Source organism: Actinomadura rayongensis (assembly GCF_009831215.1).
GTDB lineage: Bacteria > Actinomycetota > Actinomycetes > Streptosporangiales > Streptosporangiaceae > Spirillospora > Spirillospora rayongensis.
The window spans coordinates 269,373-284,414 of sequence record NZ_WUTW01000007.1; the positions used below are offsets into that span (position 1 = coordinate 269,373).

The following is a 15,042-nucleotide window of genomic DNA, read 5'->3' on the forward strand; positions in this document are numbered from 1 at the left end:
GGTCACCGTGAAGGTCCGGTCCTCACCGCCTCGGCCGCCTGGAGCCTGGCCGTTCTTCGTGCGGCCTGCTCACGCGGATCGGGCACCAGGCTGGACAGGAGCAACTGGCGCGTGTGGCGGTGGGACGGCGCCTTGATGACCGTCTCGGTGTCACCCGTCTCCACGATCCTTCCGCCCGCCATCACCGCCACCCGGTGGCAGAGGGTCCGCACCACGCCGAGGTCGTGCGAGATGAGCAGGTAGGCGACGCCGGTGTCGCGTTGGATCTCCTTGAGCAGGTCGATGACCTGTGCCTGGGTCGTGGCGTCGAGCGCGCTGACCGGCTCGTCGCAGACGATCAGCTTCGGCCCGAGGACCAGCGCCCGGGCGATGGACACGCGTTGGCGCTGTCCGCCGGACAGTTCACGCGCTCGCCGCTGACCGATGTCGGCGGGGAGATGGACCCGGTCGAGGAGCTCGCGGACGCGGCGCCGCGCCGTGGCCGGGTCGAGCGTGCCTCCGTCGGCGAGGAGCGGTTCGACGAGGATGCTCTCGATGGTCATGGCCGGATTGAGCGAGCCCAGCGGGTCCTGGAAGACGGCCTGGATCGGGCGGCCGGCCCAACGCCGGTCCGCGCGGGACAGGCGGGTGAGCGTCTGCCCCGCGAAACGGATGTCCGCGGCGGCGTCGGGGTTCACCAGGCCCAGGACGGCCCTGCCCAGGGTCGTCTTCCCTGAGCCTGATTCGCCGATGAGGCCGAGTGTCTCGCCGGGCCACAGGTCCAAGGAGACCTCCCGCAGCACCTTGAACGCGGGTCGGCCGAAGCCCGGACGGACGTAGGCGACGTCGAGGTCCCTGACCTTGAGCAGGGAGGGGAAACCGTCGGTCGACAGTGCGGGCGGTCCCGGTTCGTCCCGCTTGCAGGCGGCGAGCAGGGCTTGCGCGTAGGGCGTGCGGGGACGGGCGAAGAAGTCGGCCGACGGACCCTCCTCGACGACTCCCCCGTCCTTCATCACCACGACCCGGTCGCAGATGTCGGCGACGACTCCGAGGTCGTGGGTGGCCAGCAGGACCGCCATCGCCTTCTCCTGCCGGAGCGAGCGCAGGACGTCCAGGACCTCCGCCTGCACGCTGGCGTCGAGTGCCGTCGTCGGTTCGTCCGCGATGAGCAGGTCCGGCTCGCAGGCGATCGCCGCCGCGATGAGGACGCGCTGGGCCATCCCGCCGGAGATCTCGTGCGGGAAGGACCGGTAGACCCGGTACGGCCGGGGAATGCCGACCCGCTGGAGCAGGTCCAGGGCACGGGCGCGCGCCTGACGGCGTGAGAGCCCGAGGTGCACGCGCATCGGTTCGCAGAGCTGGCTTCCGATCCGGAAGGTGGGATCGAGGTTGGACATCGGGTCCTGGGACACGTACCCGATCCTTCTGCCTCGCAGTGCGTTCATGTCGCGCTCCGACAGACCGGTGATGTCCCGCCCGCAGAAGGTGATCGTGCCTTGGGTGATCCGGCCGGAGTCGGCGAGCAGCCTGAGCGCCGCGAGCACGGTCTGGGTCTTGCCCGAACCGGATTCCCCGATGATGCCGACCACTTCGCCACGCCGCACCGCCACGCTCACATCGCGCAGGACCGAGGACTCGCCTGTGGCGGTGCGGTGGACGACCGACAGCCCCGACAGGGCCAGCACCGCCGTCCGCGGATCGACGGCGGTCGTGACCACCGGCCGGGCGGCTCGCCTCCGGTCCCGGACTCCCGGGCTGGTGGAGGCCATCGCCGATGGGGCGTCCAGGGTGTCGCGGAGGCTGTTGCCGATGAAGCTGACGGCCAGCACGGTGACCGTGACCGCCAGGCCCGGCCAGACGGACAGCCACGGCGCCTGGTAGATGTGCCCCGAGGCGTCGTTCAGCATCGCGCCCCAGGAGGCGGCGTTCGGCTCCCCCAGTCCGAGGAAGTCGATGGCCGCCTGGACGAGCAGTGAGGCGCCGAAGAAGATCGGCGTCTGGACGAGGACCACCGGGAGGACCACGGCCAGGACGTGGCGCCGCAGAATCCGCGTCTCCGACAGGCCCGCGACCCGTGCGGCGTCGATGTAGGGCTCGTTGCGCACCTGCTTCACCGACGAGCGGATGAGCCGGAACATCATCGGCGACACGAGGACGCCGAGCAGCAGCATGGTGCTCACCATGCCCGGCCCGACGGCGGCGACGAACGCCAGCACCACGATGATCGTGGGCAGCGACATGACGAAGGTCGCCAGCCAGGTCAGCGCGGAGTCCACCCGTCCGCCGAGATAGCCCGACACCAGCCCGGACACAACTCCCAGGACGACGGCGACGACGGCAGCGATCAGCGCCCCGAAGAGGCTGAGCCGCGCCCCGTACAGCAGGCGGGACAAGACGTCCCGGCCCGAACTGTCGGTCCCCAGCGGATAGTGGAACGACGGCCCGGCCAGCACGTGATCGATGTCGACGGCGTCGGGCGGGTGAGGAGCGAGCAGCGGGGCCGCGACCGCGGCCAACGCCAGCACGAGCAGGAAGCCGGCGGAGACCAGAAGCGTGGGGCGGAGCGTGCGAACGGTGATCAATGCTGACGCTCCTTGGGATCGAGCCAGCCGACGGCGAGGTCGACGAAGAGGTTCACCGCTACCACCAGGAGCGTGCTGACCAGGACGACGCCGAGGACGACCGGGACGTCGGCGCGCAGCGCGCTGGAGCCGGTGACGATGCCCAGGCCGGGCATCGCGAAGATCTCCTCCACGACCAGCGTTCCGCCGAACAGAGCGATGAACTGCAGACCCACGATGGTGAGGGTCTTGGGCGCGGCGTTGCGCAGCAGGTGCCTGAACAGCAACCGGCGCCGCGGTAGTCCCCGGCTTCGCAGTGTGCGGAAGAAGTCCTGCTGCATGATCGTCGCGACATCGCTCCTGGTCTGGTTGGCGATCGCCGCCACCGGGCTCAGGGACAGGGCGATCACGGGCAGGACGAGCGAGCGGGCCCAACCGAGAGGCGATTGGGCGAACGGGGTGTAGCCGGTCGCCGGGAGCCAGTGCAGGCGGATCGCGAAGACGATCACCAGCAGGAGCGCCACCCACAGTGCCGGGACGGAGAACGCGACTCCCGTGGCGGTCTGGAGCGCTTTGTCGATCCAGCCGCGGCGGAATGCCGCGGCCATCCCGGCGAGGACGCCGAGTGCGGCCGAGGTGGCCGTCGCCAGCAACGCCACGGAGACCGTGACGGGCAGCGCGGAGCCGATGGTCTCGGTGACCGGGATCCCGGTGAACCAGGACGTGCCGAGGTTCCCCCGGCTCGCGTCGGCCAGCCAGGACCCGTACCGGGAGACGATCGGGTCGTTCAGCCCCAGCTCCGCGCGTTTGGCCGCGACCTGGTCGGGGGTGGCCGAGCGGCCGACGATCTCGCGAACCGGGTCGGCCAGGAGATGGAGCATCACGAAGGTCAGGAACGTGACGGCGATGAGGACGACGAAGGCGACGCCGACCCTCCGGGCCAGATAGACGAGCATGTGAGCGATTCCTTCGCGCGGGGACGTTCAGCCGGCCAGCGGCTGGAAGTCGCGCAGGTCGATGAACATCTGCTTGTCGCCGATGGTCCCCTTCACCTTGTCGGGCTTCCAGGTGATGTAGACGGGGTCGATGTTGAGCGGCGCGAACCACGCCTGCTCGACGACGTACCGGTTGAGCTGCTGGAACAGCGGCTGCTGCTGCGCCCGGGGAGCCTTCTGGATGCGCGCCAGAAGACCGGTGACCTTGCGGTCGTCGGTGTGGAAGGGGTTGTAGATCCCGTTCTTGGACAGCAGATAGGTCGCATCCAGCCAGTTGTCGCTGGGCGAGTAGGTCCACATGAAGGCGGGGAACTCTCCGCCGAGATAGCGGTCGGCGATCTGGTTGGCGGCCACCGGTATGTAGGTCACCTTGATGCCGACCGCAGCGAGCTGCTTCTGGACGATCGGGTAGTAGGCCGGCTCGAAGGCGTTCTCGCTCGGCATCTTGAGCTCGAACCCGTGCGGGTAGCCCGCCTCGGCCAACAACTGCCTGGCCCGAGCGGGGTCGTAGGGGTAGCGGGAATCGAGCGAGGCGTCGTAGGACTGGGACGCGACGGCGAACATCTGCGTCGTACGGGTGCCTCCTCCCTTGGAGATCGCCTTGATGAATCCGTCGGCGTCCAGAGCATGGTTGATGGCCTGACGCACCCGGACGTCGGCGAGCGGCTTGGCGAGCTCGCCGCCGCGGTCCACCAGCCACATCCCGATCACGTTCGATGGCATCGCCTTCACGGTGAGTCCCGCGGCCTTGGCGGGTTCGACACCGTCGGCGGCGACTCCCCCCACATCGACCTGCTTGCTCGTCGTCGCCGCGATCATGGCGTTGAAGTCCCGCATGGGACGCAACTCGACCTTGTCGAAGCCGTACCGTTCGGGGTGGGGGTAGGCCGGGTTGCGGGCGAAGACGTACCTCGAACCGCGGGTCGAGGCGTGCTGGTCGAGGACGTACGGGCCGCTCCCGACCGGAGTGATCTTGGCGTTGCCGAAGGCCCTGGGGCTCACCATCATTCCCGGAGCGCGGCCGAGGGCGAACAGCAGACCCGGGTCCGGCGCCTTGAGGTCGATGACGACCTCGGTCGGCGACTTCACCGTCACCGACGTGATGTTGGCGAGGGACGTCGCGGAGCCGCCCTTGGTCTTCATGGTGCGGTCCAGGTTCCGTTTCACCGCGTCGGCGTCGAGCGGCGTCTCGTCGGAGAACCTCTGGCCGGCCGGGATGGTGAGGGTGAGCGAGGTCTGGGTCCCGTTGTAGGAGTACACCGAGGCGATGCCGGGGCTCACGGTCAGGTCCACGTTCACCGTCAGCAGCGGCGAGAAGACCGTCTGAAAGAACAGGGTCGCCAGGTCGTCGCCGCCGACGGCGGGGTCCCAGTTGGTGAGATCAGTCGGGGTCGCGAGGACGACGGTCCGATCCGCCGCGCTCGAACCCGAGCCGGCACCGCACGCGGCGGTCGCGTAGATGAGCCCCATCGACGCCAACGAGGCCCCGATGGCTCTCCTGACCTTGGCGAGCCTGATCGATCGGTTCACTGCAGTGCTCCTCGGGTGAGCGGCGACCGGATGCGGAAGTGCCTCGACGCTTCGGTCGCGGGTGGGGTGTGATGAAGCCCCCTTACCGATAATCCCCGTTATTGTCGATAAAAGGTGGGGTTACCGTAACTTTCACTCCGAGGTCTGTCAATACTCCGATCGACATTTGTGCAGGTCAGAGAGGCATTCCAGCAGGAAAGCGCGAGAAGCCGACCTCGGGCACGGCCCAGAAACTGGGTGTCCGAGGTCGGCTTCTCGATGTTCAGGCGGTAGCAGATCCGCCGTTGTCGTCGCCTCCGTTCATCTGGCGGGGATGACCCGCGGGAGGGCGTACGCGAGGTCGCGGGTCAGCTTTTGGCCTCCGCTTCCTCCCTGAAGGCGTCGATCCGCTTCTTGACCGCCTGCGCCGCGTTGGGTTCGAAGCACATGTGGAGGTTGTCGGCGCTCAGCTCGGCCATCGCCTTGCCGCGGTCGAACATGGTGAGTTCGTAGGCCGCCACGGCCTGGTCGACGTCGTCGGAGCCCAGGATGGCCTCGGCCAGTTCCCAGCCGTCGTGAAGGGCGATGTTGGCGCCTTCTCCGGCGAACGGTGACATGAGGTGGGCGGCATCGCCCACCAGCGTCACGCCGGGCTTGGACTCCCAGCGGAGCCCGACGGGCAGTGCGTAGAGCTTGCGCGGGACGAACGGAGCGTCGGCGTCCTCGACCATCGCCCGCAGCCGCGGATCCCAGCCGTCGAACTGGTCCCGGAGCATGGCCCGGACCGCCTCGGCGTTCGAGTAGTCGACGGTGTCCAGCCAGTTCTCGGCGACTTTGAGCGCGTAGTAGACGTGCAGTTCGCCGTCGCTGGTGCGGTGGGTGAGGAAGCCCTTCTCGTCATCGAGCGCGAACAGCATGCCCGGTCCGGAGAGCTTCGCGGCGCCCGGGCTCCTGGTGTCGGCGTCGTGGATGTTGGCCTCCACGAAGGAGACTCCGCAGTAGGCGGGCTGGGCCGACGACACCAGCGGCCGGACGTTCGACCAGGCGCCGTCCGCGCCGACGAGCAGCCGGGTGGTGAGCGTGCTTCCGTCCTCCAGGTGCACGCGGTGGGTGCCGTCGCCGAGGGACTCGACGCGCGGTACATAGGAGTTCCAGCGGACCGTCGTCTCGGGGAGGGAGTCGAGCAGCAGGTTCCGCAGGTCGAGGCGGGTGATCTCGGGCCGGGCCATGCGTCCCTCGTCGGCCTCGTCCATGCAGATCTCGCCGTGCTTGTCCACGATGCGGGTCGCTTCGGCGCCCTTTTGGTAGGCGGCGAGGAACCCCTCGTACAGGCCCGCGGCGCGCAGCGCGGCCTGGCCGGTCTCCGCGTGGATGTCGAGGAGGCGGCCCTGGGAACGGTAGTCCCGCGCCTTCTCCGCTTCGAGGACGACGGCCTCGACGCCGTTGACGTGGAGGATGCGTGCCAGCATCAGTCCTGACAGGCCGCCTCCGACGATGACGATGTCGTGATGTTGGGACATGGGGGACTCCTTGGATGACTAGACGGTGAGGAGGGGGTGGGGAAGCCGCGTGGTCACCGCGATCGGCGGCGGCGCGGCGGCGTGGTCGGCTACAGGCCCGCGGACGCGCGTCCGGCGGCGGTGAACACCCGGGACCGGGCCTCGCGCACACGCCCGCGCAGGTCGGCGAGGTCCACGCCGACCAGCGATCCGTCGCGTTTGCGGACCCGTCCGGCCACGATCACGGTGTCGACGTTGCGCGGATCGGTGTTGTGGACGACCACCGAGGTGAGGTCGTTCACCGGCATCGTGTTGATCTGGTCGGTGCGCAGCAGGACGATGTCCGCCTGCCTTCCCGCCGCGAGCGTGCCGATCCTGTCGGCCAGACGGCAGGCGGCGGCGCCCGCGGACGTCGCGCACTGCAGCAGTTGCGCCGAGGTCATGGGCGGTTCGGGGTTGAGGCCCTTGTAGCGGTCCTCCAGCACCTGGGAGCGCTCCAGGGAGAACAGGATCCTGAGCTGGGTCCACAGATCGGTCGCGGCCGACACCTCGACGTCGACGCCGACGCTGGGCAGGACGCCCGCGCGCAGCGCCTGGCGCAGCGGCGGGATCCCCTGCCCCATCTGCATCTCGGTGGAGGGGGTGATGGACACCGAGGTGCCGGTGTCGGCGATGATGCGCCACTCCTCGCTGCTGAGGGTGTTGCAGTGGATGAGGTTGACGTCCGGGCCCAGCAGGCCCTCGCGGCCGAAACGCTCGATCTGGCCCGGCTCGCCCAGTCCGTTGAGGCCGGCGTGCACGGTGATCAGCGCGTCGACGTCGCGGGCGAGCTGGAAGTGCTCCTTGGCGACGTCGTAGGGCTGGTGCTCGGGTGAGAAGGTCGCCAGCCCGAGCGTGATCAGGTCGTCGTCCCGGGTGAAGACCTCGTTGCGCAGCCGTTTGACGTCCTGCGGCCACCGGTGGTCGGCCTGCTGGTCGCCGGGCGGGCCGAAGGCGAAGACCGTCCGGAGGCCGACCTCGCGCAGGGCCTGGATGACCGCGTCGGTGTGGGCGGGGCCGGTCTGGATATGGGACCAGTCCAGGACGGTCGTCACCCCGGCGTCCACGGCGCCGTAGGCGGTGAGCAGTTCCCCGAGGTAGGCGTCCTCGGCGGTGTAGGCGGGCGCCAACTCGCCGTTGACGACGGCGAAGTAGTCGTCGATGTCGCCGTCGGGCAGGCAGTTGCGCAGCAGCCCCTCCCACATGTGGCGGTGGCCGTCCACGAGCCCGGGGATGGCGATCATGTCGGTCGCGTCGATGGTGTCGTCGGCTTCGGCGCGCAGGTCCGGGCCGATTTCGGCGATCACGCCGTCGCGTACCAGGATGTCGGCGCGCGTCAGGTCGCCGATCGCGGGATCGGCGGTCACCACCGCGCCGTTGGTGATGAGGAGGGTTCCCGTCGCTGTCATCGTCGATCTCCTTGATCGGCCGCGGTCAGAACTGGCCCGTGGGCTTGAGCCCGAACAGGTGCTGGCCGGCCGTCGCCATGATCGCCCGCTCGTCGAGGCTGACGTGGTTCGCGCCGGCGTTGACGTCGCGCCAGAACCGCTGGATCGGTCGTGACAGGTCGGCCGCGCTCGCGCCGGAGGCCTCGTAGAGGGAGTTGACGGCTTCCACGGCCTGACGTGCGGCGAACCCGCAGTCGCGCCGCAGTCGGATCCGCTGCTCCTGCTCGAGGGTTCCGCCGGCGAAGATGACGGTCTCCGCCTCGGCGAGGTCGCGCAGCACCAGCGTGAGCGCGGCGTCGATCATCGCCTCGGCCCGTCCGGCCCGCTCCTGGACGAAGGGATGCTCGGCGGCGGACGCGGCGGCGCCCGGACGGATCTTGGAGCGCATGTTGTCGACGTACCAGTCCAGGGCGCCCCGGGCCATGCCGAGAAGCGGCGCGACCAGCGCCGTCGCACCGAAGGTCGACCAGCCGAACCGGGCCAGCGGATTGTCCTCGACCAGCGTGCCGGGCGTCGTGACCGCGACGACGTCGCTCATCCGGACCATGCGGTGGTCGGGGATGAAGATCGGCTCGTCGACGCGCAGCGTCTTACTGCCGGTGCCCTGGAGCCCGGCCATGTGCCAGGTGTCCTGGTCGACGCTCACCGTCGACATGGGGGTCAGGAACCAGGCGGGACCGCCGGGTTCTTCCTGTCCCGGGGGGACGGGGGCGGACAGGACCGTCCACTGGGAGTTCTCGCAGTTGCTCGCGAACGGCCAGCTCCCCCAGACCCGGAACCCGCCCTCGACGCGTTCGCACTTGCCCGTCGGGGCGAGCGGCGCGGCGACCAGGTTGCGCGGTGCCCGGCCCCACACGTCCTGCTGGGCGCTCAGGCTCCAGTAGGAGGTGAACAGCGCGTTGCAGTTCGCCAGGGCCGCGCACCAGGCGGTGCTCCCGCACGCCTGGCCGAGCTCGTAGCCCAGCCGCACCATGGCGGTGGGCCCGTACTCATAGCCGCCGAACCGGGCCGGCTTGACCATCGACAGCAGGCCCTGCTCGTCGAGCAGTGCGATGACGTCGCCGGACACGCGGCGGTCGGCCTCGGTCCGCGCCGCCCGTTCGGCGATCACCGGTCGGAGCGCGGCGGCCCGGCTCATCAGTTCATCGAGCGACGGCCGTTCGGCGTCCCCGGCGGTCGGTGGCGTGGATGATGCGATGCTCATGCGCTTGTCTCCTCGGGATGGAGGCCGCCCTGACGGTCCGGGTCGCGGGCGGCTCTGCTCAACGTGGGTGGGCTTTACACGCCGCTGCCGTTCGAGGCCGCCGCGAGCCAGTCCTCCGCCGCCTGGTAGAGCGGTGCGCAGAGGTCGGGGCGGTCGTCTCCGGGGAGGTCGGGCGGCGGGTCGATGCCGTTGCAGGAGAGGCTGTAGCTCAGGAAGCGGTAGGACGGCCGGTAGCGGGCCAGCCGCTGAGGATCCATCTCCAGCACCTCCCCCGGCATGACCGGGGCGATGGCGTCACGTTCGCAGATGGTCTCCACCCGGGAGATCCGCCAGATGCCGCCGTCTCTTCTCAGCAGGGTCAGGTAGCGGCAGGCGACGGTCAGGTCGACGGCGATGCCGCTGTGCGCGGTGCGCGTCTCGACCAGGACACCGGTCTCGGCGACCGCCCGGCCGCCGCGGACGCAGACGACGCTGGGCGAGAGCCGGTGCCTGGTCGTGCCGCCCCTGCCGCCGCTGCGGGACGCCTCGACGAACTCGGCTCCCGTTCCTTCGAACCAGGCCAGCCTGACCCAGGATTCGCCGTGGTAGGCCTGCGCCATCGATTCCCAGTCGCCGCGGTCGCGCCAGTGCCGTTCCCCGGCGACGAGCGCCGCGACCTCGTAGGAGGCCAGGAGCGTCGCGGGAGCGGGTGGAGCGAGCGGATTCATCGTGATCTCCCTGGCCGTCGTCGCTGCGCCGGCGCCTACGCGCGCCGGTCCGGCTCGAGGTTGGCGGCGAAGTCGGTGGGCATCGCCGGGCACCACACCGCGGGCGGGACGTCCCACTCGCGCGGCTCCCAGTCCTCGGTGATCTGGTCGATGTCGGTGAAGTACTCCGTCCAACTACCCCAGGGGTCGCGCACGTAGTGGAAGAGGTTCGAGCCCATGGTGTGGCGGCCCAGTCCCCAGCCGACGGCGTGCCCGCGCTCGGCCATCTGCCGCGCGCCCATCGCGATCTCGTCGATGTCGGCGACCTCGAAGCTCGTGTGGTGCAGTCCCGAGTGGCTGCTCTGGATGAACCCGAAGACGTGGTGGTCGCCGCCGCCGCTGTTGAGGAAGGTGACGATGCCCGGGTTCTTGTCCGACAGCTTGAATCCCAGGACCTCGCGGTAGAAGGTCTCCGAACCCTCGATGTCGGGGGTGAACAGGATGGTGTGGCCCATCCGGCGCGGCTTGACCGGCTCGTCCTTGCCGCTCCAGAGCTGGTGCCACCGCGCCTCGTCGACCCGCGGGTAGCTTCCGGCCACGTTGATCGGCGTGGCGGGCGCCGCGCGCGGCGGCGCGGGCGGGTCGGTGCGGACGTTGACGAGGATCCCGTACGGATCGCGGAACCAGAAACCGTTCGCGAGCACACCGGGCATGGGGTCGCACTCGTCGATCCCGCGCCGGGCGAGCCGGGCCTTCAGCTCGCCCAGTTCGCCCGGCCGGTAGCTGAAGGACATGTAGCCGATCGACTTCTCCGCACCCTCCACGAGGGTGATCTGGTCCTGGTCGCGGCCGGCGCACCGCATCACGACGGCCTTGTCGTGTTCGTGCGCGACGAGCCCGAACGCCGCGTAGAAGTCCTGCGCCTCGCTGAGCGAGGGAACCGTCATTCCGAAGCCGAGCAGTCCGGTGACGCTCATGATGTGCCTCCTTAACGGCCGGAGGGGCCGGGGTGGGTTTCGAGAAGGGGGGCCGGCATCTCCTCGGGGACCGTGGGGACCCCTCGCAGCGGGGCCGCGAGCGGCGCCTGCTCCAACGACGGCGACGCCCACACCGCGACCGGCAGCTCCGGCTGGTCGGGGAGGCGGTCCCAGAAGAACCGGTCGGGGGCCCGCTCGTCCATGTCGGAGTAGTAGTACTCGGCGAACGCGCCGGACGGGTCCCGCAGATACCAGAAGTAGTTGGCGCTGGCGGCGTGACGGCCCAGGCCCCAGGCATGGCGGTGGGGATGGTTGGCGATCATCTGCGACCCGCCGTTGCCGATCTCGTCGACCGACCGGACCTTCCACGCCGTGTGGTGCAGCAAAGTGAACGGGGCGGGGATCAAGACGATGTTGTGATGGTCGGTGTCGAACCGCATGAACGGCCCGCTCGTCACGTAGTCCGACAGGCGCATGCCGATGCCGTCCAGGAAGAAGTGCTTGGCCTCCTCGACGTCGGCGCAGCCGAGAACGACGTGCCCGAGCCGCTGCGGCCGTACCGGCTCGTGCGGCACGAGATCGTCGCGGCGGAGTTCGGTCTGTCGCCGGGGCGCATCGCGGGCGAGCCTGTCTTCGACCAGGAGCCGCACCAGAACGCCGCTGACCGGCTCACGGGCCTCAAGGTGCGTCTTCGTCCGTACCGGCGCCGCGCCCAGCCTCAGCAGCCGGGCCGCGATGTCGTCGAGGTCGGAGTCCTGCTCCACGGCGATGTCGATGCGGACCACGGCCGGCACTTCCGCCGGCCGGAGTTCGAGCTGTTCGCCGCCGACTGCGGACGCGAACGTTCCGGGGGTGGTCTCGGTGAGCCCGAACTCCCGGTAGAAGGTCCGCGTGGCGTCGTAGTCGACCACGTCGCGGACCAGCCGAATCACGCGGTGAGCAACCATGGATGTGATCTCCCTCACTTGGATGGACGCCTGCCGTCCAAGGTAGCCTTCTGAAATAGTTAAATCAATCCAGAATGTGGAAACTTTGAGACGGCCTGTTCGCCGCCCTCGGCGAGCGGTGAAATCATCGGCGGCACAGCCGCGTTGTGGAGGGATTGATGGCGGGCAGATCCAACGGTCAGTCGCAGGGCATCCAGTCGGTCGAGGTCGCGATGCGCGCGCTCGAGGCGCTGGAGAACCTGGGCGGACCGGCCCCCTTGACCGGTGTGGCCAACGAGGCGGGCATGAGCCCGAGCACGGCCCACCGCTACCTGGTCAGCCTCATCCGCGTCGGCCTGGTCGTCCAGGACGTCAGCACCGGTTGGTACGACCTCGGTCCGGCGGCCAGACGTCTGGGGCTGGAGGCCATGCGCAGGGCGGACGACGTCGGCATCGCCACGCGATACGCGGCCGAACTGCGGAACGCGACCGGGCACGCCGTCAACGTCACGGTCTGGGCCGACAACGGGCCGACGATCGTCCGATGGGAGTACGGGCGGCACCCGCTGCCCATCATCGCGCGCGTCGGGTCGACATTGCCGCTGGTCGACTCGTCCGTCGGACGGGTCTTCCTGGCCTACATGCCGACGTCCATCACCCAGCCGGTCCTGGAGACCCAGCAGCGGTACAAGGAGTCGTCGGCCCTTCGGGACGAGGAGTTGTCCGCGATCGTCCGCCAGGTCCGGGCGGAGGGGATCGCCGAGACGCAGGGGGCCGTCCTGCCGGGGCTGAGGGTTCTGGCCGCGCCCGTTTTCGGACCCGGCGGCCTGCTCGCCGTGGTGATCGCCTCGACGGTCCTCGCCCGTCTGGCGCGTCCCGAGGTGCTGGCGTCGGTCGCGGAGCATCTACGGGACGCCACGGACCGCATCTCGGTCGAACTCGGCGGGCCGACCGCCGCGCAGTGGTCGGCTCTGCCCGAGCCCGCCGCGGACTAGGTCCGGCCGGTCGCCGGCGACGTTCGCCCGTCCGCCGGTTCATCCCGCGAGCTCCCGGAACTCGCTGGCGTGGAAGACGATCGGTTTGACCTCCGGATGCGGGTCGACCGTGTGCACCCGCAGCACCGCGATCACGTGGTCTCCCGCGGTGAACTCGTGCTCGAGCGAGCAGACCGCCGACATCGCGGCGTCAGGCAGCACGATCGCCCCGTCGATGACCTCGTAGGTGACGTCGGCGAAGCGGTCGGTGCCGCGCGCGGCCAGTTGCCGGGCGACGCCCCCGTGGTGGCCGCCCAGCACGCTCACCCCGATCCGGGGAGCCGACCGGAGCGTCGGCCAGGTCGTGGACGTGTGCGCCATGCACACCGACACCAGCGGCGGGTCGAGGGACACGGAGGTGAAGCTGCTGGCCGCCACGCCGACCGGAGCGCCGTCGACGATCGCGCAGACCGCCGTGACGCCGCTGGGGAACATGCTGTACGCGTACCGCAGGCTCCTGGGGTCCAGAGCCGGCGGGGCGCCCGATCCGGCCGACATCACTCCTCGCCTCGCGCGGCGAGGATCGCGGCTGCGACGCGAGCGCGGTCGTTCGAGGCGACGATCGGGTTGCGCAGGACGCCGATCCGCTCGATCTCGACCTCGACGACCTGGCCCGGCCGCATGAACACCGGGGGCTTTCGGGCGGCGCCGATCCCTTCGGGGGTTCCCGTGGCGATGACGTCGCCCGGCAGGAGCGTCACGCATTCGCTCACGTAGGCGCCGATCTGCCCGATGTTGAAGATCATCTGTGCGGTGCCGCCGTCCTGGACGGTCTCGCCGTCGAGTCTCGTCCGGATCCGCAGCGCGTAGGGGTCGGGGATCTCGTCGCGGGTGACCACCACCGGGCCGATCGGGCCCGAGGCGTCGGCGTTCTTGCCCACCGTCCACTGGCTCGCGTTGAGCTGGTGCGTGCGGGCGGAGATGTCGTTGAAGCAGGTGAAACCGATGACGGCGTCCTCGACCTCCGTGGGGGAGGCGTTGCGCAGCTCCCGGCCGACGATCACCGCGAGCTCGCCCTCCCAGTCGAGGCCGGGCTCGCCCACCGGGACCGGCACCGGGGTCTCCGACGGCACCAGCGTGCTGGCCCAGCGGCCGAAGACGTCCGGGAAGTCGGGCGTCGCCATGTCCGCCTCGGCGGCGTGGGCCCGGTAGTTCAGGCCTGCGCAGAACACCTTGGCATCACGCCGCACCGGCGCCCGGAACTCCAGGGCCGCCGCGGGCCGGCGCTCGGCTCCCCGGAGGGCGTCCGCCGCGAGCCACCGCTCGGGGTCTGCGTAGAAGTCGTCCACGGGGGCCAGGAGGACGACCTCGTCGCCCTGCTCGGCCCCGATCCACGTCTGATTCTCGTTCAGCAATCCGACCAGGCGCATCGCTACGTCTCCTCTGGGAGGTCAGGGGGCCTCCACCGAAGGACGGTCCGGGGAAGCCTCGGGACCTCCGGTGGCGGAATCCACACTAGGAGGAGTTAGCGATAAAAATCAAGATTATCGAAAGTTTTGCCAGGCGGTCTCAGCGGGCGATGTACTCCAGGAGGACGTCCGTCGTCCGCTGGATGTGGTCGGCGAGAGCCGCCACGGCGGCGTCGACGTCCCGGCCGACGGCCAGGTCGGCGATGCGCGCGTGCTCGGCGCGGATGTCGCGCTTGTCGTCGTGCGCCAGTGACCGCGTCCACGCCCGGTAGAGCTCGGAGCGGTCGCGCTCGGCGGCGGCGATGGCCAGCAGCCGCGGGCTTCCCGAGCCGGAGATCAGCGCGTGGTGAAAGGTTCGGTGACAGCTGAACCAGTCGACGTTGAAGGTCCCGTCGGCGCGCACCTGCTCGGTGCGGTTGAGGGCGTGCAGCGAGCCGACCACCGCGGTCTCCCAGTCGATGCCGCCCCGCTCGATGCTCGCCCGAAGCGCGAGAGTCTCCAGCTCCACCCGGACAAAGGTCAGGTCCGACAGGTCCTCCTTCGACAGCTCCATGACGCTGAAGCCCCGCTTCGGCGAGGAGTACACCAGGCCCTGCCCTTCGAGCCGGGTCAGAGCCTCGCGGATCACGGTCATGCTCACCTCGAAGCGCTCCGCGAGGCCGGGCAGCTTGAGCCGCTCCCCCGGCTCGAGGCGGCCGTCGAGCAGGTCCGCCCGCAGCCCTTCGAAGACGTAGTCGGCCCTGGACGGCGTGTTCACGGTACGAGGCATGACACAA

The 15,042-nt window shown here is 69.9% G+C and carries 13 protein-coding genes; 1 reads left to right on the plus strand and 12 read right to left on the minus strand.

Annotated features, from left to right (window positions below; all coding sequences use genetic code 11):
* Nucleotides 1-2 precede the first annotated feature (2 nt).
* The 9 genes from nikE to GQ466_RS26290 form a co-directional block, all read right to left on the minus strand.
* Nucleotides 3-2,561 (minus strand): ABC transporter ATP-binding protein/permease, encoded by a 2,559-nt coding sequence (gene nikE / locus GQ466_RS26250; protein ID WP_161105701.1) that lies wholly within the window; start codon nt 2,559-2,561, stop codon nt 3-5.
* Entirely contained in the window at nt 2,558-3,496 is a 939-nt protein-coding gene (locus tag GQ466_RS26255; RefSeq protein WP_161105702.1) for an ABC transporter permease, read from the minus strand. The genes nikE and GQ466_RS26255 overlap by 4 nt, the downstream gene beginning before the upstream one ends.
* Before the next feature lie 27 nt (nt 3,497-3,523).
* Entirely contained in the window at nt 3,524-5,065 is a 1,542-nt protein-coding gene (locus tag GQ466_RS26260; protein WP_161105703.1) for an ABC transporter substrate-binding protein, read from the minus strand.
* Between the two features lie 347 nt (nt 5,066-5,412).
* Nucleotides 5,413-6,564 (minus strand): FAD-dependent oxidoreductase, encoded by a 1,152-nt coding sequence (locus tag GQ466_RS26265; RefSeq protein WP_161105704.1) that lies wholly within the window; start codon nt 6,562-6,564, stop codon nt 5,413-5,415.
* A gap of 89 nt (nt 6,565-6,653) precedes the next feature.
* Nucleotides 6,654-7,991 (minus strand): amidohydrolase family protein, encoded by a 1,338-nt coding sequence (locus tag GQ466_RS26270; RefSeq protein ID WP_161105705.1) that lies wholly within the window; start codon nt 7,989-7,991, stop codon nt 6,654-6,656.
* A gap of 25 nt (nt 7,992-8,016) precedes the next feature.
* Nucleotides 8,017-9,234, minus strand: a complete 1,218-nt coding sequence (locus tag GQ466_RS26275) for an acyl-CoA dehydrogenase family protein (RefSeq protein ID WP_161105706.1) — start codon at nt 9,232-9,234, stop codon at nt 8,017-8,019.
* Nucleotides 9,235-9,308: 74 nt separating this feature from the next.
* On the minus strand, nt 9,309-9,941 hold the full coding sequence (locus tag GQ466_RS26280; RefSeq protein ID WP_161105707.1) for a nuclear transport factor 2 family protein: 633 nt from the start codon (nt 9,939-9,941) through the stop codon (nt 9,309-9,311).
* Between the two features lie 35 nt (nt 9,942-9,976).
* Nucleotides 9,977-10,897: a VOC family protein gene (locus GQ466_RS26285; RefSeq protein WP_161105708.1), complete on the minus strand. Its 921-nt coding sequence runs from the start codon at nt 10,895-10,897 to the stop codon at nt 9,977-9,979.
* Nucleotides 10,898-10,908: 11 nt separating this feature from the next.
* On the minus strand, nt 10,909-11,829 hold the full coding sequence (locus tag GQ466_RS26290) for a VOC family protein (RefSeq protein ID WP_161105709.1): 921 nt from the start codon (nt 11,827-11,829) through the stop codon (nt 10,909-10,911).
* Between the two features lie 173 nt (nt 11,830-12,002).
* On the opposite strand from GQ466_RS26290, the gene GQ466_RS26295 reads away from it, so the two are divergent.
* Entirely contained in the window at nt 12,003-12,818 is an 816-nt protein-coding gene (locus GQ466_RS26295; protein ID WP_161105710.1) for an IclR family transcriptional regulator, read from the plus strand.
* Between the two features lie 39 nt (nt 12,819-12,857).
* Here the strand turns inward: GQ466_RS26295 and GQ466_RS26300 are convergent, their stop codons facing one another.
* The 3 genes from GQ466_RS26300 to GQ466_RS26310 form a co-directional block, all read right to left on the minus strand.
* Nucleotides 12,858-13,292 carry a flavin reductase family protein gene (locus GQ466_RS26300; RefSeq protein WP_202421129.1) on the minus strand — a complete coding sequence of 145 codons (435 nt, stop codon included), beginning with the start codon at nt 13,290-13,292 and terminating at the stop codon, nt 12,858-12,860.
* A gap of 62 nt (nt 13,293-13,354) precedes the next feature.
* Entirely contained in the window at nt 13,355-14,227 is an 873-nt protein-coding gene (locus GQ466_RS26305; RefSeq protein ID WP_161105712.1) for a fumarylacetoacetate hydrolase family protein, read from the minus strand.
* Nucleotides 14,228-14,366: 139 nt separating this feature from the next.
* Nucleotides 14,367-15,035, minus strand: coding sequence for a GntR family transcriptional regulator (locus tag GQ466_RS26310; RefSeq protein WP_161105713.1), 669 nt, complete (start codon nt 15,033-15,035; stop codon nt 14,367-14,369).
* Between the last annotated feature and the right edge of the window lie 7 nt (nt 15,036-15,042).